We start from the raw sequence: 24,642 nt of genomic DNA on the forward strand, positions 1-24,642 counted from the left end.
ACAATGGACCAGATGAGCGTGACCCAGTTTGCCGGCGAACTGAAGATGCCGGCCGCGGCGCTGCTCGAGCAGTTGAGGCGTGCCGGCGTGGAAAAGGCGGGTGCGGACGACTTGCTCTCCGAACAGGACAAGGCGCGGCTGCTCGAATACCTGCGCCGCGCGCACGGCGACAGCGAGCCGAAGGGCAAGATCACCCTGACGCGCAAGCAGACGAGCGAGATCCGCGCCACCGACTCCACCGGCCGCGCCCGCACGGTGCAGGTCGAGGTGCGCAAGAAGCGCACCTTCGTCAAGCGCGACGATCTGCTCGCCGACATTGCCGCGGGCGACAGCTCGATGGCTGCGGAAGCGCAGGCCCACATCGATGCCGAGGCGGCCGAAGCGGCCGAGGCACAGGTGCTGGCGCAGGCCGCGCTCGAGCCGGCCACGCCCGAGGTCGCATCGGCGCCCGAGGCGATCGCCGAGCCCGCGCCGGTGGTCGAACCCGAGCCGGCCCCGGAGCCCGAACCGGCACCTGTGCCCGAACCTGAGCCTGAGCCCGAATCGGCGCCGTCGCCCGAGCCCGAGACGACACCCGAGCCCGAGCCCGAGACGAAGCCCGATCAGGCGCCAGCGGCGGCGCCCATCCCCAAGGCCGCGCCGCGCCCGGTGTCGATCACCGAGCTGCTGAGCGAGGAAGAACTCGCCTCCCGCGAACGCGAGGCAGCGCGCCAGCGCGCGCTGCTCGAGCGCCAGGCGGCCGACCTGCGTGCCCGCCAGGAGCGCCAGGCTGCCTCGCGTGCCGCGGCCGACGCGCGACGCGCCGAAGAAGAGGCACGCCTGCGTGCCGAAGAGGAAAAGAAGGCCGAGGCCGCAAAGCCCGCACCTGCGAAGACCGAGGCGGCCAAGCCCGCCAGCGGCACCCTGCACCGTCCGGCCAAGCCGGCGGACAAGGCTGCCAAGGACACCAAGCGTGGGGCGCCGGCGCGCGAAGCCGACGCCAGCAAGCGCCGTGGCGGGCTCAAGACCCGTGGTGACGTCGGTGGCGGTACCGGCTGGCGCGGCGCCAAGGGCGGCTCGCGTCGGGGTGGCCGTCACGACGACGATCGCCAGACCTTCCAGGCGCCGATCGAGCCGGTGGTGCGCGAGGTGCACGTGCCGGAGACCATCACCGTGGGCGATCTCGCCCACAAGATGGCGGTGAAGGCGGGCGAGCTCATCAAGGTCCTGATGAAGATGGGGACGATGGTCACCATCAACCAGGTGCTCGATCAGGAAACCGCGATGATCCTCGTCGAGGAGATGGGCCACAAGGCCTTCGCCGCGAAGCTCGACGACCCCGATGCCTTCCTCGAAGAGGCCGAGGCGCAGAAGGACGTCGAAGTGCTGGCGCGCGCGCCGGTGGTCACCGTCATGGGTCACGTCGACCACGGCAAGACCTCGCTGCTCGACTACATCCGTCGCGCCAAGGTCGCCTCCGGCGAGTTCGGCGGCATCACGCAGCATATCGGCGCGTATCACGTGAAGACCGATCGCGGCATGGTGACCTTCCTCGACACCCCGGGTCACGAGGCCTTCACCGCCATGCGCGCTCGCGGCGCCAAGGCCACGGACCTGGTGATCCTGGTGGTCGCTGCCGACGACGGCGTGATGCCGCAGACGCGTGAGGCGATCCACCACGCGAAGGCGGCCGGCGTGCCGCTGGTGGTGGCGATCAACAAGATCGACAAGCCCGAAGCCCAGCCCGACCGCGTCAAGCAGGAGCTGGTCGCCGAAGGCGTGATCCCGGAAGAGTACGGTGGCGACGTGATGTTCGTCCCGGTTTCGGCGAAGAAGGGCACGGGCGTCGACGAGCTGCTCGAGGCGGTGCTGCTGCAGGCCGAGGTGCTGGAACTGACGGCGCCGGTGGATGCGCCGGCGAAGGGCCTGATCATCGAGGCCCGCCTCGACAAGGGGCGCGGTCCGGTGGCCTCGCTGCTGGTTCAGTCCGGCACCCTGCGCAAGGGTGACGTGCTGCTCGCCGGTGCCACTTTCGGTCGCATCCGCGCGATGCTGGACGAGAACGGCAAGCAGATCGACCAGGCCGGTCCCTCGATTCCGGTCGAGATCCTCGGCCTGTCCGAGGTCCCGGCCGCCGGCGACGAGGCGATTGCGCTGGCCGACGAGAAGAAGGCGCGCGAGATCGCGCTCTTCCGCCAGGGCAAGTTCCGCGACGTCAAGCTGGCCAAGCAGCAGGCGGCCAAGCTCGAAACAATGATGGAGCAGATGACCGAGGGCGAGGTGAAGGCCCTGCCGCTGATCATCAAGGCCGACGTTCAGGGCTCGCAGGAAGCACTGGCGCAGTCGCTGCAGAAGCTCTCCACCGACGAAGTCCGGGTCAACGTCATCCATGGTGCGGTAGGCGCGATCAGCGAGTCCGACGTCAACCTCGCGCAGGCCTCGGGTGCGGTCATCATCGGCTTCAACACCCGTGCCGATGCGGGCGCCCGCAAGCTCGCAGAGTCCTTCGGTGTCGATATCCGCTACTACAACATCATCTACGATGCGGTCGATGAGGTGAAGGCGGCGCTGTCGGGCATGCTCGCGCCGGAGAAGCGCGAGGAGGTCATCGGCCTGGTCGAGATCCGGCAGGTGTTCACCGTTTCGCGGGTCGGCTCGATCGCCGGCTGCTACGTGCTCGAGGGGCAGGTCAAGCGCGGCTCGCATGTTCGCCTGCTGCGCAACCACACGGTGGTCTGGACCGGGGAGCTCGAGTCGCTCAAGCGCTTCAAGGATGACGTCAAGGAAGTCAAGGCCGGCTACGAGTGCGGCCTGCAGCTTCGCAACTACAACGACATCCAGCTCGGCGACCAGCTCGAGATCTTCGAGATCAAGGAAGTGGCGAGGACCCTGTAAGCCATGCCCAAGGAGTATTCCCGCAGCCAGCGCGTGGTGGAGCAGATCCGCCGCGAACTGGCCGAGCTCATCCGCCTCGAGGTGAAGGATCCGCGCGTCGGCTTCATCACCCTGACCGATGTCGAGATCACGCCCGATTATGCCCACGCCAAGGTGTTCTTCACCTCGATGACGGGCGAGGCGGACGTGCCCGAGATCATGCAGGGACTGCGTCGGGCGAGCGGCTTCCTGCGCCGCGAACTCGGCCGCAGGGTGCGCATCCACACCACGCCCGAGCTGCATTTCGTGTACGACCGTTCGGTGGAGGAGGGCAGCCGCCTTTCGAAGCTGATCGACGATGTCGTGCGCGAGGACGAGGCGCGCCATCACGACGATGACGACGAAAAGTCCGGTAGCTGAGGACGCGCCGGCAGCGCGCCTGCGCGGTCAGTTCCGGCGGCCGCCGCGGCGGCAGGTCGATGGGGTGCTGCTGCTGGACAAGCCTCAGGGCCTGAGTTCGAATACCGCGCTGCAGACCGCGCGGCGACTGTTCAACGCGGCCAAGGCGGGCCATACCGGGACCCTCGACCCGATGGCGACCGGCCTGCTGCCGCTGACCTTCGGCGAGGCGACCAAGTTTTCGCAGATGCTGCTCGACGCCGACAAAACCTACGAGGCGGAGGTGCGGCTCGGCGTCGACACCGACACGGGCGATGCCGAAGGGACGGTCCTCGCCACCCGACCGGTGGCGGTGGAGCGGGCCGCGCTGGAGGCGGTGCTGAGCCGTTTTCGCGGCGAGATCGAGCAGATTCCGCCGATGTACTCGGCGCTCAAGCGCGACGGCAAGCCGCTGTACGAATACGCGCGCGCCGGCATCGAGCTCGAGCGGCCCTCGCGCCGCGTGACCATTCATGTGCTCGAGCTGCTCGACTTCGACGGCGAGCGCTTCCGGATACGCGTCGGCTGCAGCAAGGGTACCTATGTGCGGAGCCTCGCGATGGACATCGGTGCCGCGCTCGGCTGCGGTGCTCACCTGAGCGCGCTGCGCCGGACCGGCATCGGACCCTTCGAGGTCGCCGAAGCGGTGACGCTGGAGCGGCTGGAATCGGCCGACGAGACGGGGCGCGACCGGCTGCTGGCACCGGCCGATGCGCTGGTGCGCCATCTCGGCGCGATCACGCTCGATGCGGGCGTGGCAGCGGCGCTGTTGCAGGGGCGGGTGGTCCGCCCCGGGGCGGCGGATGCGGGCGGAACGCTGGTGCGGGTTTATGGTCCGCACGGTTTCCTCGGACTGGCCGTATGGCAGGAGGATGGCGGGCTTGCGCCCCGGCGCCTGATCGCCACCGCCACCGGATAGGGTGGAGCGCCCTCGCGGGCGCATGATAATGTTTGAGTTTCCGGCGGGGGTGTGAGTATAATCCCCCGCTTCCGATTGGCAGAATTCACGAGTAAAAGACACATGGCTCTCGATAACGCAACCAAGGCGAAAGTCGTCGCCGATTTCCAGCGCGCCCAAGGCGACACCGGCTCCCCCGAAGTTCAGGTCGCGCTGCTCACCACTCGCATCAACGGACTTACCGGCCACTTCAAGGAGCACGGCAAGGACCACCACTCGCGTCGTGGCCTGCTCAAGATGGTCAGCCAGCGCCGCAAGCTGCTCGACTACCTGAAGGGCCGCAACGCCGAGAGCTATCGAAACCTGATCGAGCGTCTCGGCCTGCGCAAGTAATTTGCAGCCCGTGACGAGCCTTAAAGCGCCGATCGGGGCAACCTGAATCAGCAAAGCCGGTGCGAGCCCTCGCGGGCCGTGCCGGCTTTGTCGTTTCCGTCCCCCGTGTAGTGGCGCCCGGCACGATGCCCCCGCGGGCCCGAGGCCCGCAGCAGTTGTAGTTTGCTGCCCTTACCGAAATGAGGAACGAACTTGCCTAACGCCATCAAAAAATCCTTCGCCTACGGCGCCCACACCGTCACCCTGAAGACCGGCGAAGTCGCCCGCCAGGCCGGCGGCGCCGTGATCGTGGACATGGACGACACCGTGGTGCTCGCCACCGTCGTCGCCGCCAAGGAAGCCCGTGCCGGGCAGGACTTCTTCCCGCTCACGGTCGACTACGTCGAGAAGTTCTATGCCGCGGGCCGCATCCCTGGCGGCTTCTTCAAGCGCGAAGGCCGTCCGTCGGAGAAGGAAATCCTGACCTCGCGCCTGATCGATCGCCCGATCCGTCCGCTGTTCCCCGAGGGCTTCCTGAACGAAGTCCAGGTCATCGTCACCGTGCTGTCGCTGAACCCGGAAGTCGATCCCGACATCCCCGCGCTGATCGGCGCCTCGGCCGCGCTCGCGATCTCCGGCATCCCCTTCGATGGCCCGATCGGCGCCGCCCGCGTCGGTTACGCCGACGGCGAATACATCCTCAACCCGACCACCGGTCAGCTGCAGGACAGCGCGATGAATCTGGTCGTCGCCGGCACCCAGGCCGCGGTGCTGATGGTCGAATCCGAGGCGAGCGAACTGTCCGAGCAGGTCATGCTCGGCGCGGTGGTGTTCGGCCACGAGCAGATGCAGGTGGCGATCAAGGCGATCAACGAGCTGGTCGAGGTGGCCGGCAAGCCCGAGTGGGACTGGCAGCCGCCCGCAGCGAACGAGGCGCTGATCGCGCGCGTCACCGAACTGGCCGGCAAGGAGCTCGAAGAAGCGTTCCGCATCACCAGCAAGCAGGCCCGCACTGCGCGTCTCGGCGAGATCCGCAAGGGCGTCATCGCGACGCTGAGCGAAGGCGTCGACAACCCGCCCTCGGCCAACGAGATCAAGGACATCCTGTTCACGCTCGAAGCCGGCGTGGTGCGCAGCCGCATCCTAAACGGCGAGCCGCGCATCGACGGTCGGGACACCCGCACCGTGCGCCCGATCGAGATCCGCACCGGCGTGCTGCCGCGCACCCACGGCTCGGCGCTGTTCACCCGCGGCGAGACCCAGGCCCTGGTCGTCGCCACCCTCGGCACCGGCCGTGACGAGCAGATCATCGACGCGATCGCCGGCGAGTACAAGGAGCGCTTCCTGCTCCACTACAACTTCCCGCCGTTCTGCACCGGCGAGACCGGCCGCTTCGGCATCACCAAGCGCCGCGAAGTCGGCCATGGCCGACTGGCCAAGCGCTCGCTGGTGGCGATGCTGCCCAAGGCCGCGGATTTCTCCTACACGATCCGCGTCGTCTCCGAGATCACCGAGTCGAACGGCTCGAGCTCGATGGCTTCGGTGTGCGGTGGCTCGCTGGCGATGATGGACGCCGGCGTGCCGCTCAAGGACCACGTAGCGGGCATCGCGATGGGCCTGATCAAGGACGGCAACCGCTTCGCGGTGCTGACCGACATCCTGGGCGACGAGGATCACCTCGGCGACATGGACTTCAAGGTCGCGGGTACCGAGAACGGCATCACCGGCCTGCAGATGGACATCAAGATCCAGGGCATCACCAAGGAGATCATGCAGGTCGCGCTCGACCAGGCCAAGACCGGCCGCCTGCACATCCTCGAGCTGATGAAGCAGTCGATCGGCGAGTCGCGCGGCGAAGTCTCGGCTTACGCCCCGCGCATGATCAACATCAAGATCAACCCCGAGAAGATCCGCGACGTGATCGGCAAGGGCGGTGCGGTGATCCGCGCGCTGCAGGAAGAGACCGGCACCGTGATCGAGATCCAGGACGACGGCGCGGTGACCATCTCCTCGGTCAGCGCCGAGGGTGCCCAGGCTGCGAAGGCCAGGATCGAGGCGATCACCGCCGAGGTCGAGGTCGGCAAGGTGTATGACGGTACCGTGGTCCGCCTGCTCGATTTCGGCGCGATCGTGAACATCATGCCGGGTCGCGACGGCCTGCTGCACGTCTCGCAGATCGCCAACGAGCGGGTCAACAACGTGTCGGACTACGTCAAGGAAGGCCAGGCCGTGCGCGTCAAGGTGCTCGAGACGGACGAGCGCGGCAAGATCCGCCTGAGCATGAAGGCGCTGCTCAGCGAGAACGCCGGCTGAGGCCGACGGGAGAGGGGAGGCGCGAAAGCGCCTTTCCGATGCACCAAAAAAGGGACGCCGTGGCGTCCCTTTTTTCTGGTGCGCCCAGCATGGGCGCACTCCTGCGGGTGCAAGTCCCGCCGTAAGTTGATCACAGCGAACGAAGCTAAGCGCAACTGCGCGAGGGTGACCGAGCGTGGGGAGGAAGCGTGGAGCGTAAGCTGCGAGCCGATGAACAAGAATCGGATAGAAGGCGCTGCCGAGCAGGGCGAGCGGGCCAGAAACCGCGAAGCTCTCGTGATCAAGGCGAAGTGGCGTAGATCCGGCGGTTGTGCAGCGAAGGAGTGCGTTCTTACCTGGGGAGATCTCGCCTTGTGCCTGAAAGGGCGACGGTGCCACACCGGAGCGAGGAGTCAGCCGAGGCCGTAGTAGCCGCTGGTTTGGGGCGAAGGGCCGAACGAGTAGGAGGGCCGAAGGCCGTGTCGCTCGGACGTGCAGTGCATCAGAAGCCCGGCGAGCCGGGGCGCAATGCGGGAGAGCGAGGTGAAGCCGAGCTCGAAGCGGTGCGTGATGAAGCACGAACGGCGCGGCGCGCAACTGGAAGCCCGGGGCGAGATGGCCTGCTTGCGCAGGCGCTCGCGAGCGCGAATATGGTTCTGGCGTGGAAACGCGTCAAAGCTAATCGCGGCAGTGCTGGGGCGGATGGGTTGTCGATTGCCGAGACGGCGGAGTACCTGAGAATGCACTGGCCCCGGATTCGGGAATCCTTGCTCGATGGCAGCTACCGGCCCGTGCCGGTGCGCTGCGTCCAGATTCCGAAGGCCGATGGCGGGGTGCGCGAACTGGGGATTCCGACGGTGACGGATCGGCTGATCCAGCAAGCCCTGCTGCAAGTCTTGCAGCCCATCATTGATCCGACGTTCTCCGAACACAGCTATGGCTTCCGGCCGGGACGCCGTGCGCACGACGCGGTGCTCGATGCACAGCGCTACGTGCAGGACGGCTACCGGGTAGTGGTCGATGTGGATCTGGAGAAGTTCTTCGACCGGGTCAATCACGACATCCTGATGGAACGGTTGGCGAGGCGAATCGACGATAAAGCCGTGCTGCGGCTGGTTCGTCGTTACCTCGTGGCCGGGATTCTGGATGGCGGGGTGCTCATCGAGCGGTACGAGGGCACGCCGCAAGGCGGGCCGCTCTCGCCGCTGTTGGCCAATGTGCTGCTCGACGAGGTGGATCGGGAACTGGAGCGACGTGGCCACCGCTTCGTGCGCTACGCCGACGACTGCAACGTGTATGTGTGCAGTCGCCGCGCAGGTGAACGGGTGCTGGAAGGGTTGCGCAAGCTCTACGACCGACTCCATCTGAAGATCAACGAGGCCAAGACGGCGGTGGCGTCGGCGACCGGTCGCAAGCTTCTGGGCTACGAACTGTGGCGCAGTGCGGGCGACCGGATCAAATGCGCGGTCGCCTACAAGGCGTTGGAGACCTTCAAACAACGCATCCGGGAAATGACGCGTCGCTCGGGCGGGCGCAGCCTGCCGGAGGTCGCCGAACGACTGCGGGCCTACATGCCGGGCTGGAAGGCGTACTTCCAGCTTGCGCAGACACCCAAGGTGTTCCGCGAACTCGACGAGTGGATCCGACACCGGCTGCGTGCCGTGCAGCTCAAGCACTGGCGTCGGGGTACGACGATGTATCGGGAATTGTTGGCGCTGGGCGCCTCGCAAGCGGATGCCCGCAGGGTGGCCGCGAACAGTCGGTGCTGGTGGCGTAACAGCCGCATGGCGCTGAACCGAGCGATGCCCATCGCCTACTTCGACCGGCTTGGCGTGCCTCGGCTCTCATGACCTCAACTGCTCGAACCGCCCGGTGCGGACCCGCATGCCGGGTGGTGTGGGAGGGGATCGGTCAGGTAACCTGACCGCCCCTATCCCGATCCTTGCCGCGGGGTCGGCGACTGCCCGACTCCGGCTCGGAGCTCACTTGGCCATCTGGCGCTCGCGCATCTCTTCCAGCGTCTTGCAGTCGATGCACAGCGTCGCCGTGGGCCGTGCCTCCAGGCGCTTGAGACCGATCTCGACACCGCAGCTGTCGCAGTAGCCGTATTCGCCCTCCTCGAGGCGCTGGAGGGCCTCGTCTATCTTCTTGATGAGCTTACGTTCGCGGTCGCGGTTGCGCAGCTCGAGCGCGATGTCGGATTCCTGGCTCGCACGGTCGTTGGGGTCGGCGAACACCGTCGCCTCGTCCTGCATCGTATGCACGGTGCGTTCGATGTCGCCGACCAGTTCCGCTTTCAGCGAGCTGAGGATCTCGCGGAAGTGAGCCGTCTGCTTCTCGCTCATGTACTCCTCGCCTGCGGCGGGGTCGTACGGCGCGAATTGCTTGTGCAGGTTTTCTTCAGGCATGACTTCGACTTCCACAGGTTGTTTGCTCGAGGCGGACTTAATAGCAGAAATGTCATGCAGCGGCAAGCGAGCAGGGCCGCGCCGCCCGGTAACGGCGCCGGATTCGACAATCGTTGAAAAATGCCGAAAGACATTTGACGGCGACGTTAGGCATCTGTATAGTTCGCGGCTCTCGGGGTGTAGCGCAGTCCGGTAGCGCGCTTGCTTTGGGAGCAAGATGTCGGGGGTTCGAATCCCTCCACCCCGACCAGCTCACCCCGGATTGCCCGCGGGACTCTGCCCGTAGCTCAACCGGATAGAGCACCGGCCTTCTAAGCCGGGGGTTGCAGGTTCGATTCCTGCCGGGCAGGCCAGGAAAGACAGGTTTCAAGGGTTTCGGCCTTGCCGAGGTCCTGATAGTGGCGGCATTAGCTCAGTTGGTAGAGCGTTGGATTGTGGCTCCAAAGGTCACCGGTTCGAAACCGGTATGTCGCCCCACTAAACAGAAGGTCGCCCGCGCATAGGATGCGTGAGGCGCCGGATGATGAAAAAACCGCCCGGGGGCGGTTTTTTTCATGCCTGCGATTCCCTGCGCCGTCTTTCGTGCGGGTCCGCTCTCCGAGGCGCCTAGCCGCGAGCCCGTCGGCCGGCGCGCACCGCGCGCAGCAGGTTGCCGAACAGCCAGCCGAACTCCACCATCAGCAGCAGCCCGGCCAGCGGTGCCAGCACGGGCAGCACGGCGGCCGCGAGCAGGACAGCCAGAGTGGCCGCGTGGGCCTGCAGCTGCCGGCGCATGGGTGCGTCGGGCAGCAGCTTCTTCATGTTGGGTGCCTTGATGCCGGCCTGGGTCAGGTGCAGCCAGGTGAGGAAGGGCACGATCTTGTAGAGCATCGCGCTGATCGCGCCGCCGAAGGCACCGTGCATCACGAGCACGCCGGCTACGACCGGCAGACGCTCGATGTCGGTCAGCATGGTGCCGAGCAACGCGACGAGGCCCCCGAGCGCGGCGAACATCGCCAGCCGGAAGGCGCGGAAGGAGGCATCGGGTGTGCTGCGGCGCGAACGCGACTGCAGCCGGACGGTGGCGATCGCGAACAGGGCGGCGAGCGCGAGCAGCGCCAGTCCGGTGGCGGTGGCGGGCAGTGCGTGGCCACCGAGGGTGGCGGCGCTCCACGCCAGGAGCGCGACGAGCACCGTCGGCGCCCAGTGTCGGGTCAGTCGCGCGGGGTAGGCGGGGGTGATCTGGAACATCGGCACCACCACCCAGCTCGTCGCCGCCAGCAGCAGTCCGCCCCAGCCGAGCCAGCCCCAGCCGGCATGGAGATCGACCAGCATCGGCAGCGGCACCGGCAGGGCGAGCCCGCGCGAGAGGACGAGCGCGAGGAGCACCCCGAGCGCGGCGGTGACCGCGAGGCCGGCGAGCGCGTAGCGCAGATCGCGTGGCGTGCGGCTGGCGCCGGCCGTGGCCGGCGCGTCGAGCAGGGCCCGGACCGCCGCGGCGAGGAAGATCAGCAGGCCGGCCGCGAGCAGGCCCGCCCCGGCCAGGATCGCCTCGGGCGCGATGCGTCCGAGGCCCCAGGCGAGCGCCAGGGTGCCGCCGGCGAGCACGAGGTGGGAGGCGCCCGCTACCCGCGCCGGGGCCGGCATCGCGGCGCCGGCGACCACTGGCAGCACCTGCAGCAGGGCGCCGAGCATCACCTGCAGCATGAAGCCGGCGGCGAACAGATGGACCAGGGCGAGTGCCGGCGGAGTCCAGCGCGACTCGAGCACGCCGGGCGCGAACAGCAGTACCAGGCCGGCGACGACGCCGAACAGCGGGGCGGTGAGGAAGAAGCGGAGGGGGGCGGAGAAGGGGGGCGTGTCCTGATAGGCCAGGCCCGGGTTTGCGCTCATGGACGTGTGATCAGGATTTCCACCGCGTCCTCCCGGACCTCTGCCGCGTGGCGGTAGCCGTCGCGATCGAGCATGCGCAGCAGTGGATGCGGCATGCGGTCGAGCAGCAGGCGCATGCTCTCGCCCGGCTTCAGATCCACCAGCGCCTCCATCGCGCGTTCGAAGGGCTCGGGCGGCTCGAGGCCGCGGGTATCGACGACGATCGTGTTCATGCCTCCGCCCTCGCGCCGAGGCGACGGGCGAGGCCGGCCGCCAGTTCGGTGCGCTCGTCGGCGAGGCGGGCGTCGCACATCGGGTAGAGGATGTTCTCTTCCTTCATGTTGTGCTGTTGCAGCATCACCATCAGGGTGTCGGCCTCGCCGGCGAAGTCCGCGGCGTCGCGGCGCACGAGCGCATCCTGCATCGCGGCGAGGGTCTCGCGCATGTCGGCGTGCTCGCCGCGCATGACCTGGGTCGGGCCGCCGGTCATGCCGGTGACCGCTTCGAAGCGGGGAAAGAGCTGCTGCTCCTCGGCGTCGAAGTGCGCCTGGAGGGCGCGTGAGAAGGCGTCCATCGCCTGCGCTGCCGCTTCCCATTCGCCCTTGGCGGCGTGGGTCTCGGCGCTGGCGAAGAGGTGGTCGCATTCGCGGTGGTCATGGGTCATCAGTTCGGCGATCGTGCTCATGTCGTGCTCCGGGGTGGGTGCACGCCATTCTCCGCAGCGGAGTCGGCCCGGCATTGATGAGAGTCAATTCGGTCCGGGTGCTCGCGGACGGCGGCTTTGGCGGTGTCGGGTTTCGCGGGCAGAATGTCGGTTTTGCCAACTTTCGGCCCGGGACACGCATGAGCAAAGCGCTCGGCGCGGGCGGCTGGAGCAGGATCTTCCTGCCCTTCGCGCTCGGCTACTACCTCTCCTACATGCTCCGCACCGTCAATGCGGTGATCTCGCCCGCGCTGAGTGCCGAGCTCGGGCTCGATGCGGGCAGCCTCGGCCTGCTTACCAGCACGTACTTCCTCGCCTTCGGCCTCGCGCAGATCCCGGTCGGCATCGCGCTCGACCGCTTCGGCCCGCGGCGGGTGGAGGGCGCGCTGCTGCTCGTCACAGCGGCAGGCGCGGTCGTCTTCGCTGTGGGCGACTCGCTCCCCGCCCTCGGCCTCGGCCGGGCGATGATCGGGCTCGGCGTGTCGGCCTGCCTGATGGCGGCGCTGAAGGGCTTCGCCATGTGGTATCCGGTCGAGCGCCAGAGTTCGATGACCGGCTTCATCATGGCCGCCGGCGCGCTCGGCGCGCTCACCGCGAGCGTTCCCCTCGAGCTCGCCCTCCCTCATGTCGGCTGGCGCGGCGCCTTCTGGCTGATCGCCGTGGTGGCGCTGACGATTTCGGTGACAGTGTTCCGCTCCCTGCCGGACGAGGCGGGACATGCCTCTCAGGAGAGCCTCGGCGAGGCGCTGCGCTCGGTGGCACGCATCTACGCTTCGCCCGCTTTTTTGCGCTACGCCGCATCGGCGAGCTTCTTCATCGGCGGTTTCATGGCACTGCAGAGCCTGTGGGCGGTGCCCTGGCTGATGAACGTCAATGGCTTCGACCTCGCCGCCTCGGCCCGCCTGTTGGTGATCCTGAACCTGGGGATGCTGTGCGGCCAGCTGTCGATCGGCTTCCTCGGCATGCGTCTCGCGCGTCGCGGGCTACGACCGCTCGACCTGATGCGTATGGGCTACGGGCTGCTGCTGTTCGTGCAGCTGGCGATCCTGCTCCAGTTCGGGTCGCCGGCCATGCTCTGGTTCGCGCTCGGCTTCCTGTCCGCGGTGAATTCGCAGAGCTATCTCGCCACCGCGCAGGCCTTTCCGCGCGCGCTCTTCGGCCGGGTGAGCACGGCGGTCAACCTGATGGCCTTCGCTGGCGCCTTCCTGGTGCAGTGGGGCATGGGGGTCGCGCTCGACCTGCTGCAAGCGCGCGGACACACGCTCCCGAGTGCTCTCGGATTCGCCTTCGGCGGCCTGTTGCTGCTGCAGGTGCTGGCGATCCTGCCCGTGCTGAGGCGCTGTCGGCCTCAGGCTGCGAGCCCGGCGGCGTAACCCGAGGACCAGGCCCACTGGAAGTTGTAGCCGCCGAGGTGGCCGGTGACGTCCATCACCTCGCCGACGAAGTAGAGGCCCGGGCAGTGGCGTGACTCCATCGTCTTCGACGACAGCGCGCGCGTGTCCACGCCGCCGAGCGTGACCTCGGCCTTCGCATAGCCCTGGGTCCCCGAGGGGGTGAGCTGCCACGCCGACAGCGTGCGCGCGATCTCGCGCAGCTGGACATGGCGGAATTCGTTCAGTGGCCGCTCCCAGCCGTGCAGCTCACACCAGGCGTGGGCGAAGCGGCGCGGCAGTCGTTCGGCGAGCAGGTTGGCGAGCAGGGTGCGGTCGCCGGCATGGCCGAGCAACCAGTCTTCGGCGTCCACGCCGGGCAGCAGGTCGAGCGCGACCGGCGACCAGCCGGCCTTCTCGTAGGCCTGGGCCTGCCAGTAGCTCGACACCTGCAGGATCGCGGGTCCGGACAGGCCGCGGTGGGTGATCAGAACCGCCTCGCGGAAACTGCCGCCGTTGCAGCGCGCCTCGACCTCGATCGAGGCGCCGGCCAGCGGCGCGAGGCGGGCGAGCGTGTCGGGGTCGAGCGTGAGCGGCACCAGGGCGGGACGCGGCGCCACCATGGGCAGACCGAACTGCTCGGCGATGCGGTAGCCGAACGGGCTCGCGCCGATCTTCGGAATCGACAGGCCTCCGGTGGCGATCACCAGGCTGTGCGCGGCGAAGCGGCCGCGGCTGGTATCGACGATGAAGCGCTCGGCGCCGTCGTCGCCACGCTGGATCTCGCGTACCTCGGCCGGCATCGCCCACGACACGGCGCCGTCCTCGCACTCGGCGCGCAGCATGTCGATGATCTGCTGCGCGGAGTCGTCGCAGAACAGCTGGCCCCAATCCCTTTCATGGAAGCGGATGCCATGACGCTGGACGAGAGCGATAAAATCCTGCGCCGTATAGCGCGACAGCGCCGAGCGGGCGAAATGCCGGTTGCGGCCGAGGTAGTGCTCGGGGCCCACGCGCCGGTTGGTGAAATTGCACCGGCCACCGCCGGAGATGCGGATCTTTTCGGCGAGTTTCGTCGCATGGTCGAGCAACAGCACCCGGCGCCCGCGCTGGCCGGCCGTCGCCGCACACATCATGCCGGCGGCACCCGCGCCGATGACGATGAGGTCGAAACTGCGGATGCTGGAATCGGCGTCTGGCACGCGCGCCCCTGATCGCTGAAAAGCGGGGCAGAATACGCGCTGTACCGCAATGCGGCAAATCACAAGAAGATCGAGATGTCAGAAATGGATGCAAACCGGATGAGCGAAGCGCCTGCGCAAGCGCGGGAAGCCGCCGGTCGCGGTCGCGGGCACCGGCTGCTGCGCCCCGCCTTATGGACCCTGGGCGTGCTGGCGGTACTCGCTAGCGCGCTCCATTTCGGCCTGCCCCCGCTCGCCCGGCACTACGGCACGCAGATCCTGGCCGAGACGCTCGGCCGTGAGGTCTCGATCGAGCGCATGCGCTTCAATCCGCTGACGCTCACCGCCGAGGCGCATGGGGTGAAGGTGATGGAGGCCGACGGCGTCGGCGAGGCGCTCGCCTTCGACGTGCTGCGCGTCAACCTCGAACTCGAATCGCTGGTGCGCGGCGGTGCCGTGCTGCACGAGCTCGCGCTCGTCGGACCGCGGCTGAACGTGGTGCTCGAGGGTGAGGGGCGGCACAACTGGTCGGACGTGTTCGAACACTTCGCGGCGGCACGGACGCGCGAGGACGAGGCGGGCGAGACGCTGTTCTCGGTGGGCAACATCCGCATCACCGGCGGCAAGGTCGTGGTCGACGACCGCGTGCGCGGCCTGCGCCACGACGTCGATGCGATCGAGCTCGGCCTGCCGTTCATCTCCAATCTGCCGGTGGAGGTCGACGTCTTCGTCGAGCCCGTGCTGTCGGCGACCCTCGACGGCAACCCGCTCGCGCTGAGCGCCAAGGCCAAGCCCTTCATCGACAGCCGCGACACGATTCTCGAGGTCGAGCTGAAGGCCTTCGATCTCGCGCCCTGGATGGCCTACCTGCCGACCGACACCGGCTTCAGGCTGCCGTCGGGTCTGCTGACGACAAAGGTGGAGATCAGCTTCGCCCAGCAGCCCGGGGATCGGCCCACGCTGTCGCTGCGCGGGCCGGTGCAGGTCGATCAGCTCGAGATTCAGGACAAGGCGGGCGAGCCGGTGCTGAAGATGTCCGAGTTCGGCTTCGAGCTCGCCGACGTCGAGCCGATGGCGGGGCGGTGGCATTTCACCCGCCTGCGCCTGATGGCGCCCGAGCTCAATCTGGTGCGGCTGAAGAACGGCGAGCTCAACCTCATGGGCCTGATGCCGCCGGCTGGCGAGGCCGATGCCAAGGCGGCGAAGGCGGAGAAGGGGCCTACGGCGGAGAAGGCGGGCGCCATGGCGGAATCGCGGGCGCCGATCGACTTCCTGCTGTCCGATGCGCGCATCCGCGACGGCGTGGTGAGCTTCGAGGATCGTAGCCTGGCGCAACCCTTCGCGACCCGGATCGAGGCGCTCAACCTCGACATGCGCGACCTCGCCAACACCGGCGAGCTGCCGGCGGACATCCGCTTCGAGCACGCTACCGACGGCGGCGAGAAGGCGGTGCACGAAGCGCGGCTGCGGCTCGTGCCCTTCGAGCTCGAAGGCACGGTCGCGCTCGAAGGTGTCAAGCTTGCTCGCTACGCCCCCTACGCGGCGCTCGGACTGCCCGGCGGCGATCTGCGCAGCGGCGAGCTCGGGGCGAACCTGAGCTACCGGCTGGCCGCGGTCGAAGGGGGCAGGACCGAAGCGGGCGCGATCGTCGAAACCCTCGCACTGAAGGATTTCGCCCTCGCGCTGAGCGGCCGGAAGGATGCCGCGCTCAGCGTGCCGCAGCTCGACCTGCGTCGGGCCGAGATCGACCTCGATGCGCGCAGCGTGAAGGTGGCCGAACTCGGGCTCAAGGGCGCGAATGTGTCCGCGGTACGGCTGAAGAACGGCGATATCGACCTCATGGGCCTGTTCGGCAAGCCGGCCGCCAAGGCGGCGTCGAAGCAGGCGCGCGGCAAGGCGGCCGAGCCGGAGTGGGCGGTCACGGTCGCCAGGCTCGCGCTCGAGGGCGCCGCGGTGCGGCTCGAGGATCGCAGCGTGTCCAAGCCGGTCGTGCTCGCGATCGACGGCATCGGCCTCACCCTCGACAACGTCAGCACCCTGAAGGACGTCACCACCAAGCTCGAGCTCGACTCGCGGATCAACCGCAGCGGGCGCGCGCTGGCGAGCGGCGACCTCACGCTGTCGCCGCTGAAGGCCGACCTCAGGGTCGACCTGCGGGTGATCAACCTGCTGCCGCTGCAGCCCTACGTGCTGGAGAAGACCCGCATCGCGATCTCGCGCGGCAGCCTGGACGCCTGGGGCCTGGTCAATCTGCGCACCGCGCCTGACGGCCGACTGCTCGGCACCTATCGCGGGGACATCGGCGTCAATCGCTTCGCCTCCATCGATCGCAACAATTCGACCGAATTCGTGCGCTGGGGCAAGCTGCGCGTCGAGAAGATCGATTCGAGGCTCGAGCCCTTCCGCCTCGCGATCGGCCGCATCGCGCTCGACGATTTCTACACCCGCCTGATTCTCGATGAAGAGGGGCGGCTGAACCTGCGCGAGATCCAGGGCGGTGCGGGCGGCGGGGACGAGCCCGCGACCACGCGGACCGCGGTCGCCACCGAGCAGGATCCCTTCGTCGGCGGCGTGGTCGAGCTCCCGGGAGGCGGCGCACGCGAGGCGGCCGGCAAGCGCAGCGCCGACCTGCCGGCGCAGGCCTCGCCGCCGCCGCCGATCAGCGTCGGGCGGATCGAGTTCAGGCGCGGCAACATCGCCTTCAGCGATCGCTTCATCCGGCCGAACTACGACGTCAACCTGACCGGTATGACCGGCACGCTGCTCGGGGTGTCCTCGGATCCGTCCACGATCGCCACGCTCGATCTCGCCGGCAAGGTCGACAACACCGCGCCGGTGACGGTGATCGGCGAGCTCAACCCCTTCCGCCAGGACAGTCACCTGGACATCACCGGCACGGTGAAGGGCTTCGAGCTGACCGGCCTGTCGAGCTATTCTGGCAAGTATGTGGGCTACGGCATCGCGCGCGGCCAGCTGTCGGCCGAGGTCAAGTACAAGGTCGAGGACCGCAAGCTCACCGCCACCAACCAGATCTTCCTCGACCAGCTCGAGTTCGGCGACAAGGTCGACAGCCCCGACGCGGTGAATTTGCCGGTGCGGCTCGCGGTGTCGCTGCTGAAGAACCGCGACGGCGAGATCGATCTTCACCTGCCGATCAGCGGCACACTCGACGACCCCCAGTTCAGCGTGTTCGGGCTGGTGGTGAGGGCGCTCTTCAACCTGGTCGGCAAGGCGATCACCGCCCCGTTCTCCCTGCTCGCGGCGGCGCTCGGCGGGGGCGAGGAGCTCTCGCAGCTCGACCTCGCCCCCGGCGCCGTGCTCCCCGCCGAGGCGCAGACGAAGAAGCTTGCCGCGCTCGGCGACGCCCTTGTCGACCGGCCGGCGCTGCGGCTGGACGTCACCGGGCGCGCCGACCCCGCGGTGGACGGCGAGGGACTGAAGCGCGCGATGCTCGACCGCCAGGTGCAGGCCGAGAAGCTGAAGGCGATGATGGCCGCCGGGCAGGACGCACCGCCCGTCGATGAGATCGAGATCGGCGCCGAGGAGTACCCGGAGCTGCTCAAGAAGGCCTATCGCGCCGCCGACTTCAAGAAGCCACGCAACCTGATCGGCATGATGAAGGACATTCCGGTGGCCGAAATGGAGGCGCTGATGATCGCCAACAGCAAGGTCGGCGAGGAGGACTTTCGCCTTCTCGCGCAGCGCCGTGCGCAGGCGGTGAAGGACTGGCTGATCGCCGAGGGCGGTGTGCCCGCCGAGCGCATCTTCGTGCTCGAGCCCAAGGTGGAGCCGAGCGGCGAGCAGGGCCAGGTGGTGTTCTCGCTGCGCTGAAGGCGGGTCGACGAAACGGGGAGGAGACGATGACGCAGAAACTCGATGCCCAGGCACGCCGCGAGGCGCTCGCCGAACTGGCCGGCTGGACCGAGGTCGAGGGCCGTGACGCGATCCGGCGCAGCCTGTGCTTCGCCGATTTCAATGCCGCCTTCGGCTTCATGAGCCGGGTCGCGCTGCAGGCCGAGAAGATGGATCACCATCCCGAATGGTCGAATGTCTACAACCGGGTCGAGATCGTGCTCAGCACTCACGACGTCGGGGGACTGAGCGAGCTTGACCTTCGCCTGGCGCGCTTCATCGACACCGCGGCCCAGGCGACGGGTGCGCAGGCTTGAGCGGCGGCGGGCCTACGCATCCACTTACAAAGATTCAGCCTCGCGAGGGCCGGGCCGCCGCCCAGGTGCTTGAAATCCCGGGGCCTTGCCCCCACAATGCGGACATGGTTGTAATTCCGGCGAACTGGAGGCGTTCTGGACAGGGGTTCGATTCCCCTCACCTCCACCCAAGCGTATTCGGGAGTGCGTTTCGGTGGGGGTGTACCGGTTTCGACAGGGCGGGCAAAGGTAAGCAGGCAACCCGAGAGGCGACGGACGTAATCCGCGCAAATCCTTAAACGCCAACGATGAGCGTTTCGCAATCGCTGCATAAGCTGATTGCCGGGGCCGCTGAAGCCTTGTAACCCAAGACAGCCGGTGGGGACTTCGGTCCCCATCGTCATTTGTACCGCCCGCTTTCGTCCTCCGGGTGTCGCTCCGCGCGGTTTCTTCCGCAGCTGTCGCTGGTCGACGACGAACATGCTGACTGGCGCGCGCTAGACTCCGGACTGGCACGGCCCTGATCGCGGCGCCGTGCCGACATCCCCGCAAGTCCTGAAGGTCCGAGATCATGCGTCTTCGTCGGCAGCTCCTGTTCCTCGTGCTGTGCTGCGTGCACGCCGCGCTGCTTTTCGCCCAGCCGGCCCCGGCGCCGATGCGTGAGGGGGTGCAGGCCCGACTCGACACGCTCGCCGAGCGCGGGCTGTCCGAGTCCGAGCAGCGGGCGGTGCAGCAGCAGCTCGAACAGGCCCTGGCGCAGCTGGAGCGGGCGGCCGAGCGTCGAGCGCAGTTGCAGGCATTGCGCATCCAGCTGCGCGACGCACCCCAGCTCACCGCCGAGGCGCGGCAGGAGAGCGAAAGGCTCAAGCTCGCATCCGAAGCGTCGATGAGCCGCTACGACGGCATGGCGCTCACCGCGCTCGAGAAGGCCTTCGAGCAGGAGGGTGCGCGCCTCGCCGAATCGCAGGAAGCGCTCGCCAGGGCCAATGCCGAGATCATCGCCGCGCAGACCCGCCCCGAGCGGGCGCAGGTCGACATCGCCGCCGACCAGGATCGCATGCAGCAGATCGAGCTCGCATTGGCGAGCGGCCGCGACGAAAACCGCCCGCTCGACGCCGAGCGCCGGGACGCACTCGCCGCGGAATGGCAGGCGCTTGAACTCGCGATCGAGCTGCGCCGCGAGCAGCTGGCGGGCAACAACGTGCTGCTCGATCTCGCCCAGGCCCGCCGCGACCTGCTGACCCTGCGCACCGCCGCGCTCGAGCGGGAGATGGAGGGCCTGCAGGCGCTGATCGCGCAACGCCGCAGCGAGGCGTCACAACAGGCGGTCGCCGAACTCGCGCAGAAGCCGGGCGAAAGCGGGGAGGTCGGCCTGCTGGCACGTGAACATGCCAGCAATGCCGCGCTGTCGGACCGGCTGCTGCAGGCCACCGAGCGACTCAATCTGCTCACCGAACGCAATCTCGCGGTGCGCCGGCAACTCGACGGCCTCGCCCAGATGGAGGCCGCGCTCGAGGAGCAGATCGGCGTGCTCCACGACAGCCCGCTGCTCTCACGCGTCCTCGCCGAGCAGCGGGCCTCGCTCCCCACGCTGCAGCTCGAACCGAAGCTCGCCGACGAGATCGCGGACCTGCGGCTGTATCAGTTCGAGATCAACCAGCAGCGCAGTCGGCTCGAATCGCCAGAAGCGCAGGCGGTCCAGATGCTGGCGCAGACGCCCGCCGGCGGGGTGGAGGCGGCGGATCGGGCGGAGCTGATCGGGCTGCTCGAAACTCGCAGCCTGCTGCTCGAACGCTTGAACCGCGAGCTGAATGGGGTGCTCAACGAGGCGATCACGCTACAGCTCAACCAGGGCCAGCTGGAGACAGTCGGCGCGCGGCTGCGCGAAACGCTCGACGAACAGCTCTTCTGGGTACCGAGCAACCGAGCGGTCGAACTCGACTGGCTCGCCGCCGCCCCCGCCCGGTTGAAGGCGCAGGCCGACGCGATTCCGTGGGGGGCTGGCCTGGCCGAGCTGTGGGCGGGATTGCAGGAGCGCCCCTTCGTCTTTCTGCCCGCGCTGCTGCTGATGGCGGCTCTGCTCTGGCGCAGGCGCTGGCTCGCAGACCGGCTCGCGCGGCTGCATGGCGAGATCAACAGGGTGCGGGTCGACTCGCAGCTGCATACCCCGCTCGCGGTCTTGCTCAATGCGCTGCTGGTGCTGCCCGGCCCGCTCTTCCTCGGACTGTGCGGGCTGGCGCTGCAGCTCGACGGGCGCGGCCAGAATCTCGCGCTGGGCAACGCACTGATCGCCATGGCGCAGGGCTGGATGGTCTTTCATACCGCCTACCGCATCCTCGCCCCCGGGGGCGTGGCCGAGCGGCACTTCCGCTGGCCGGCCGAGGAGGTCGCCATGCTGCGGCGGAAGGTGCGCAGCCTCGGCACGGTGGTGGTGGCGGTGGTCGGCGTCGTCAGCGTCGCCGAGAGCGAGCCGGCGCTGCTCGGCGATGATGTTCTCGGCATGGTGATCGTGCTCGTCTGCTACGGGTTCATGACCTGGCTGATGGGTGGCCTGCTGCATACCGGCGACAGCCGTGACAGCGGCGAGGGCAGCGAGCGCACCGAGCCGTGGCGGATGTTCGTCGGCCTGCTGCTTGCCCTGATGCCGCTCGCGATGATCGTCGCCATCCTCGCCGGTTACTACTACACCGCGATCAAGCTCACCGGCCGACTGCTCGACACCTTGTCGCTGCTGATTCTCTGGCGCCTGCTGTCTGGCGTGTCCGTGCGGGCGCTGTCGGTGGCTGCGCACCGCCTCGCCTACCAGCGCGCCCTCAACCGGCGCGAGGCGGCGGGACGGGAGGGCGCGGACGGCGAGCAGATCGAGGAGCCGGCGCTCGATCTCGACAAGGTCAACCAGCAGTCGCTGCGCCTGGTCCGTCTCGGCCTGCTGATCGGGCTCGTGGTCGCGCTGTACTGGGTGTGGGCCGACCTTATCTCGGTGTTCTCCTACCTCGACAACGTGGTCCTCTACGAATTCGCCAGCGCTGGCGGCGAGGCGGCGGACATGGTGCCGATCAGTCTCGCCGACGCGCTCGGCGCGCTCTTCATCATCGTCGTCGCGCTGCTGCTGGCGGGCAACCTGCCCGGCCTGCTCGAGGTCAGCGTGCTGTCCCGGCTGCAGCTCGCGCAGGGCAGCGCCTACGCGATCACCACGCTGCTCTCCTACATCATCGTCGGCGTCGGCTTCGTCTCGATGCTCGGTACGCTCGGGGTGAGCTGGGACAAGCTGCAATGGCTGGTGGCGGCGCTCTCGGTGGGCCTAGGCTTCGGCCTGCAGGAGATCTTCGCCAACTTCGTTTCCGGCCTGATCATCCTGTTCGAACGACCGATGCGGATCGGCGACACGGTGACCGTGGGCGACCTGTCCGGCACGGTCAGCCGCATCCGCATCCGCGCGACCACGATCACCGACTTCGACCGCAAGGAGATCATCGTCCCCAACAAGACCTTCGTCACCAGCCAGCTGATCAACTGGTCGTTGTCGGACACCGTGACCCGGGTGACGATCACCATCGGCGTCGCCTACGGCAGCGATCTCGAGCTGGTGCGCAGGCTGCTGTTGCAGGCCGCGCAGGAGAACCCGCGCGTGCTCAGGGACCCGGCCCCACTGGTGGTGTTCCTCAACTTCGGCGCGAGCACGCTCGACCACGAGCTGCGGGTGCACGTGCGCGAGCTCGGCGACCGCGTCTCCGCCACCGACGAGATCAATCGACGCATCGATGCTCTGTTCGCGGAGCATGGGATCGAGATCTCGTTTGCCCAGATGGACGTGCATATCCGCAGCATCGACGGCAAGCAGGCCACGCTGCAGACGGTCGCGCTCAAGCCGAAGGGCGGGGACGAGGGCGTCGAGCGCGCGGAGGGGCACGAGGGCGAGCCCGGCGAGAAGCCCTGACGGGCAGCGGCGCGCGTCGCGTCGCCGTGAAACGGGCTCAGCCTGGCCACGCCCGCGCGAGCAGGCCCTGCGCCGCCGCGGGCGTGGCGAGCAGGCCGCCGACCTGGCCGCCCGTCGTGGCGAGGCGGGCGGCGATGAAGGTCTCCGCGACGACGGTCGGCGCGTGGCGCCGCAGCAGCGCCGCCTGCGCCAGCAGCACGAGCTGCATCGCGGTGCGGCGCGCATGCCACTGCGCGTCCGCTGGCGCGTGCAGCTGCGACGCGAGGCCGGCGAGGGCGCGCTGCATCGCCGGCTCGCCCGCGGCCGCGTCGGCGAACTCGGCGAGCAGGGCCTCGAGCGCCTCAGGTTCGCGGCCGAGTGCGCGCAGCACGTCAAGACAGATCACGTTGCCCGAACCCTCCCAGATCGAATTGACGGGCGCCTCGCGGTACAGGCGCGGCATCGGACCATCCTCCACGTAGCCGTTGCCGCCCCATACCTCCATGCACTCGGCGATGAAGGCGATCGCGCGCTTGCAGATCCAGAACTTCGCCGCAGGGGTGACGATCCTGCGCCAGGCGCGCGCCAGCGGGTCCTCGGGCGACGCCACCGCGCTGGCCAGGCGGATGGCGAGCGCGGTGGCGGCCTCGCTCTCGAGCGCGAGTTCGGCCAGCAGGTTGCGCATCAGCGGCTGCGTCGCCAGCGCTCGGCCGAAGGCGCTGCGGTGGCGGGCATGGTGGATCGCCTCGACCAGCGCGCGGCGCATCAGCGCGGCGCTGCCGAGCACGCAGTCGAGCCGGGTCTGCGCGGCCATCTCCATGATCGTCGCGATGCCGCGTCCTGCCTCGCCGACGAGTACGCCGAACGCATCCTCGAACTCGACTTCGGCCGAGGCGTTGGAGCGGTTGCCGAGCTTGTCCTTGAGGCGCTGGATGCGGACGTGATTGCGGCGGCCGTCGGGAAGCCAGTGCGGCAGGAAGAAGCAGCTCGGCCCCTCGTCGGTGCGCGCGAGCACGAGGTGGGCGTCGCAGCCCGGGGCGGAGAAGAACCATTTGTGCCCGACCAGCGCGTAGTGCCCGCCACGGCCGCCGGCGCCGAGCGGGCGCGCGCTGGTGGTGATGCTGCGCAGATCGGAGCCGCCCTGCTTTTCCGTCATGCCCATCCCGATCATCGCCGAGCGCTTCGCCGACAGCGGCAGTTCGCGCGCGTCGTACTCGCGCCCGCGCAGGCGATCGGCGAGGGTGGCGAACAGCGCGCGCTCGCGCTGCAGGATCGGGATGGAGGCGAAGGTCATGGTGACCGGGCACAGCGAGCCGGCCTCGATCTGACCGTGCAGGAAGAAGGCGGCCGCGCGCGCCACGTGGGCGCCGGGCCGGGGTTCGAGCCAGGCGGAGGCGTGCACGCCGGCGCGGTAGAGCAGGCGCAACAGCGCGGTCCACGCCGGATCGAAGACGACGCGGTCGATGCGCTGGCCGCTGGCATCGTGGCTGATGAGCACTGGCGGCCGGCGCTCGGCGCTCGCGGCGAGCTCGCTGGTCTCCGCGCTGCCGAGGATGCCGCCCTGGCGCGCGAGCGCCTCGGCATGCCAGGCGGCCCCTTCGCGCGCGATCGCGGCCTGCAGGGCGGCATCGCTCGCAAAGGGATTCCAGCCGCGCAGCGGCGGCGCCTGGTTGAACACCTCGTGGGTCTGCCACATGACCTGCTCCTCCGTGTGACGACTTTTCAAGCTAGTACATCCGCCAGCGGGGGGAAGGAAGGATTGACGTCCTGGTCCAGGCCGCGCTCACGGATCATGTGGGGGGCATGCGGGGGGACGAATGCGCGCTTGCGTCCCGGGGTAACCCGTCTATGATGAGGCAACATGCATGTCCAGCCGGCACGCAGGCGCCTCTGCCCGCCGGGTCGAGAACGAACAACCGGAGAGCGCCATGAAAGCCCCGTCGATCGCATCGAGTGCCGTGCTTGTCTCCCTCAGCCTGGCGGTGCTTCCGGCCAGCGCAGAACCCGTGCCACTTTCCGCGGCCAGCCGGCTCGTCCAGCCGACCGCAGCCATCCAGGCGGCAGCCGTCGCGCCCGCCGCGGTCAAGGCGGTGGTACCGTCGGCGGCTAACTGCAGGGCCGATGCCGAGTGCAGACAGAAGATGAAGCTCGGCCTGCTGCTCGGGCTGCTGGTTCAGGGGCTCAAGCCCTAGTCTGCAAGCCTCGCCGGCCG

Annotated in this window: 17 protein-coding genes, 3 tRNA genes and 1 other RNA gene; 15 read left to right on the forward strand and 6 right to left on the reverse strand. The window is 68.5% G+C overall.

Translation table 11 applies throughout. The annotated features are described in order from the left end of the window. Nucleotides 1-3 precede the first annotated feature (3 nt). The 6 genes from infB to ltrA all read left to right on the forward strand — a co-directional run bounded on the left by infB (nucleotide 4) and on the right by ltrA (nucleotide 8,703). Nucleotides 4-2,874 carry a translation initiation factor IF-2 gene (infB, locus tag BB334_RS09010; protein WP_068807405.1) on the forward strand — a complete coding sequence of 957 codons (2,871 nt, stop codon included), beginning with the start codon at nucleotides 4-6 and terminating at the stop codon, nucleotides 2,872-2,874. A gap of 3 nt (nucleotides 2,875-2,877) precedes the next feature. Beyond that, entirely contained in the window at nucleotides 2,878-3,273 is a 396-nt protein-coding gene (gene rbfA / locus BB334_RS09015; protein WP_068807408.1) for a 30S ribosome-binding factor RbfA, read from the forward strand. After that, a complete protein-coding gene (gene truB, locus BB334_RS09020; protein WP_068807412.1) occupies nucleotides 3,248-4,210 on the forward strand; it encodes a tRNA pseudouridine(55) synthase TruB in 963 nt (320 codons plus the stop codon). Before rbfA ends, truB begins: the two co-directional genes overlap by 26 nt. A 102-nt stretch (nucleotides 4,211-4,312) precedes the next feature. Then, entirely contained in the window at nucleotides 4,313-4,582 is a 270-nt protein-coding gene (rpsO, locus tag BB334_RS09025; protein WP_068807414.1) for a 30S ribosomal protein S15, read from the forward strand. A 192-nt stretch (nucleotides 4,583-4,774) separates the two neighbouring features. Beyond that, nucleotides 4,775-6,874 carry a polyribonucleotide nucleotidyltransferase gene (gene pnp / locus BB334_RS09030; RefSeq protein ID WP_068807417.1) on the forward strand — a complete coding sequence of 700 codons (2,100 nt, stop codon included), beginning with the start codon at nucleotides 4,775-4,777 and terminating at the stop codon, nucleotides 6,872-6,874. A gap of 476 nt (nucleotides 6,875-7,350) precedes the next feature. Continuing rightward, nucleotides 7,351-8,703, forward strand: coding sequence for a group II intron reverse transcriptase/maturase (ltrA, locus tag BB334_RS09035; RefSeq protein ID WP_232756612.1), 1,353 nt, complete (start codon nucleotides 7,351-7,353; stop codon nucleotides 8,701-8,703). A gap of 132 nt (nucleotides 8,704-8,835) precedes the next feature. Here the strand turns inward: ltrA and dksA are convergent, their stop codons facing one another. Then, a complete protein-coding gene (dksA, locus tag BB334_RS09040; RefSeq protein WP_068807420.1) occupies nucleotides 8,836-9,261 on the reverse strand; it encodes an RNA polymerase-binding protein DksA in 426 nt (141 codons plus the stop codon). Nucleotides 9,262-9,434: 173 nt separating this feature from the next. Here dksA and BB334_RS09045 point away from each other — a divergent pair. The 3 genes from BB334_RS09045 (at nucleotide 9,435) to BB334_RS09055 (ending at nucleotide 9,738) form a co-directional block, all read left to right on the forward strand. Continuing rightward, nucleotides 9,435-9,511, forward strand: a tRNA-Pro gene (locus tag BB334_RS09045). A gap of 26 nt (nucleotides 9,512-9,537) precedes the next feature. Continuing rightward, nucleotides 9,538-9,614: transfer RNA gene (locus BB334_RS09050), tRNA-Arg, on the forward strand. A gap of 48 nt (nucleotides 9,615-9,662) precedes the next feature. Next, a tRNA-His gene (locus BB334_RS09055) sits at nucleotides 9,663-9,738 on the forward strand. Nucleotides 9,739-9,867: 129 nt separating this feature from the next. Here BB334_RS09055 and BB334_RS09060 read toward each other — a convergent pair. The 3 genes from BB334_RS09060 to BB334_RS09070 are packed head-to-tail and all read right to left on the reverse strand — an operon-like array spanning nucleotide 9,868 to nucleotide 11,797. After that, entirely contained in the window at nucleotides 9,868-11,133 is a 1,266-nt protein-coding gene (locus BB334_RS09060) for a hypothetical protein (protein WP_068807423.1), read from the reverse strand. Then, nucleotides 11,130-11,345, reverse strand: coding sequence for a DUF2249 domain-containing protein (locus tag BB334_RS09065; protein WP_068807426.1), 216 nt, complete (start codon nucleotides 11,343-11,345; stop codon nucleotides 11,130-11,132). The genes BB334_RS09060 and BB334_RS09065 overlap by 4 nt, the downstream gene beginning before the upstream one ends. Continuing rightward, on the reverse strand, nucleotides 11,342-11,797 hold the full coding sequence (locus tag BB334_RS09070; protein WP_068807429.1) for a hemerythrin domain-containing protein: 456 nt from the start codon (nucleotides 11,795-11,797) through the stop codon (nucleotides 11,342-11,344). Before BB334_RS09070 ends, BB334_RS09065 begins: the two co-directional genes overlap by 4 nt. A gap of 158 nt (nucleotides 11,798-11,955) precedes the next feature. Here BB334_RS09070 and BB334_RS09075 point away from each other — a divergent pair, with 158 nt between their 5' ends. Continuing rightward, the gene (locus BB334_RS09075; protein WP_068807432.1) at nucleotides 11,956-13,188 is read left to right on the forward strand and encodes an MFS transporter; all 1,233 of its coding nucleotides are present in this window, start codon (nucleotides 11,956-11,958) and stop codon (nucleotides 13,186-13,188) included. On the opposite strand, the gene BB334_RS09080 is transcribed toward BB334_RS09075, so the two are convergent. After that, the gene (locus BB334_RS09080) at nucleotides 13,164-14,387 is read right to left on the reverse strand and encodes a BaiN/RdsA family NAD(P)/FAD-dependent oxidoreductase (protein WP_068807436.1); all 1,224 of its coding nucleotides are present in this window, start codon (nucleotides 14,385-14,387) and stop codon (nucleotides 13,164-13,166) included. The genes BB334_RS09075 and BB334_RS09080 overlap by 25 nt on opposite strands. A 99-nt stretch (nucleotides 14,388-14,486) precedes the next feature. On the opposite strand from BB334_RS09080, the gene BB334_RS09085 reads away from it, so the two are divergent. The 4 genes from BB334_RS09085 to mscK all read left to right on the forward strand — a co-directional run bounded on the left by BB334_RS09085 (nucleotide 14,487) and on the right by mscK (nucleotide 22,451). Then, nucleotides 14,487-18,197: a DUF748 domain-containing protein gene (locus BB334_RS09085; protein WP_068807990.1), complete on the forward strand. Its 3,711-nt coding sequence runs from the start codon at nucleotides 14,487-14,489 to the stop codon at nucleotides 18,195-18,197. Beyond that, nucleotides 18,194-18,535 carry a 4a-hydroxytetrahydrobiopterin dehydratase gene (locus tag BB334_RS09090; protein WP_269799002.1) on the forward strand — a complete coding sequence of 114 codons (342 nt, stop codon included), beginning with the start codon at nucleotides 18,194-18,196 and terminating at the stop codon, nucleotides 18,533-18,535. Before BB334_RS09085 ends, BB334_RS09090 begins: the two co-directional genes overlap by 4 nt. Nucleotides 18,536-18,590: 55 nt before the next feature. Beyond that, nucleotides 18,591-18,917, forward strand: a transfer-messenger RNA (tmRNA) gene (ssrA, locus tag BB334_RS09095). Between the two features lie 168 nt (nucleotides 18,918-19,085). After that, nucleotides 19,086-22,451 carry a mechanosensitive channel MscK gene (mscK, locus tag BB334_RS09100; protein ID WP_068807442.1) on the forward strand — a complete coding sequence of 1,122 codons (3,366 nt, stop codon included), beginning with the start codon at nucleotides 19,086-19,088 and terminating at the stop codon, nucleotides 22,449-22,451. A gap of 37 nt (nucleotides 22,452-22,488) precedes the next feature. Here the strand turns inward: mscK and BB334_RS09105 are convergent, their stop codons facing one another. Further along, nucleotides 22,489-24,126, reverse strand: coding sequence for an isovaleryl-CoA dehydrogenase (locus BB334_RS09105; protein ID WP_068807445.1), 1,638 nt, complete (start codon nucleotides 24,124-24,126; stop codon nucleotides 22,489-22,491). A 232-nt stretch (nucleotides 24,127-24,358) separates the two neighbouring features. Between BB334_RS09105 and BB334_RS09110 the strand changes: the two genes are divergently transcribed. Further along, nucleotides 24,359-24,622, forward strand: coding sequence for a hypothetical protein (locus BB334_RS09110; RefSeq protein ID WP_068807448.1), 264 nt, complete (start codon nucleotides 24,359-24,361; stop codon nucleotides 24,620-24,622). Nucleotides 24,623-24,642: the final 20 nt, after the last annotated feature.

Origin of the sequence: Thauera phenolivorans, assembly GCF_001696715.1 — a bacterium.
Classification (GTDB): Bacteria; Pseudomonadota; Gammaproteobacteria; order Burkholderiales; family Rhodocyclaceae; genus Thauera; species Thauera phenolivorans.

What these genes read in the sequence shown, in the direction of transcription:
- truB (WP_068807412.1), top strand. Translation starts at nt 3,248, where the DNA reads ATGACGACGAAAAGTCCGGTAGCTGAGGACGCGCCGGCAGCGCGCCTG.
- rpsO (WP_068807414.1), top strand. Translation starts at nt 4,313, where the DNA reads ATGGCTCTCGATAACGCAACCAAGGCGAAAGTCGTCGCCGATTTCCAG.
- BB334_RS09070 (WP_068807429.1), bottom strand. Translation starts at nt 11,797, where the DNA reads ATGAGCACGATCGCCGAACTGATGACCCATGACCACCGCGAATGCGAC.
- BB334_RS09110 (WP_068807448.1), top strand. Translation starts at nt 24,359, where the DNA reads ATGAAAGCCCCGTCGATCGCATCGAGTGCCGTGCTTGTCTCCCTCAGC.
- mscK (WP_068807442.1), top strand. Translation starts at nt 19,086, where the DNA reads ATGCGTCTTCGTCGGCAGCTCCTGTTCCTCGTGCTGTGCTGCGTGCAC.
- rbfA (WP_068807408.1), top strand. Translation starts at nt 2,878, where the DNA reads ATGCCCAAGGAGTATTCCCGCAGCCAGCGCGTGGTGGAGCAGATCCGC.
- dksA (WP_068807420.1), bottom strand. Translation starts at nt 9,261, where the DNA reads ATGCCTGAAGAAAACCTGCACAAGCAATTCGCGCCGTACGACCCCGCC.
- BB334_RS09065 (WP_068807426.1), bottom strand. Translation starts at nt 11,345, where the DNA reads ATGAACACGATCGTCGTCGATACCCGCGGCCTCGAGCCGCCCGAGCCC.
- BB334_RS09060 (WP_068807423.1), bottom strand. Translation starts at nt 11,133, where the DNA reads ATGAGCGCAAACCCGGGCCTGGCCTATCAGGACACGCCCCCCTTCTCC.
- BB334_RS09085 (WP_068807990.1), top strand. Translation starts at nt 14,487, where the DNA reads ATGAGCGAAGCGCCTGCGCAAGCGCGGGAAGCCGCCGGTCGCGGTCGC.
- infB (WP_068807405.1), top strand. Translation starts at nt 4, where the DNA reads ATGGACCAGATGAGCGTGACCCAGTTTGCCGGCGAACTGAAGATGCCG.
- BB334_RS09105 (WP_068807445.1), bottom strand. Translation starts at nt 24,126, where the DNA reads ATGTGGCAGACCCACGAGGTGTTCAACCAGGCGCCGCCGCTGCGCGGC.
- BB334_RS09075 (WP_068807432.1), top strand. Translation starts at nt 11,956, where the DNA reads ATGAGCAAAGCGCTCGGCGCGGGCGGCTGGAGCAGGATCTTCCTGCCC.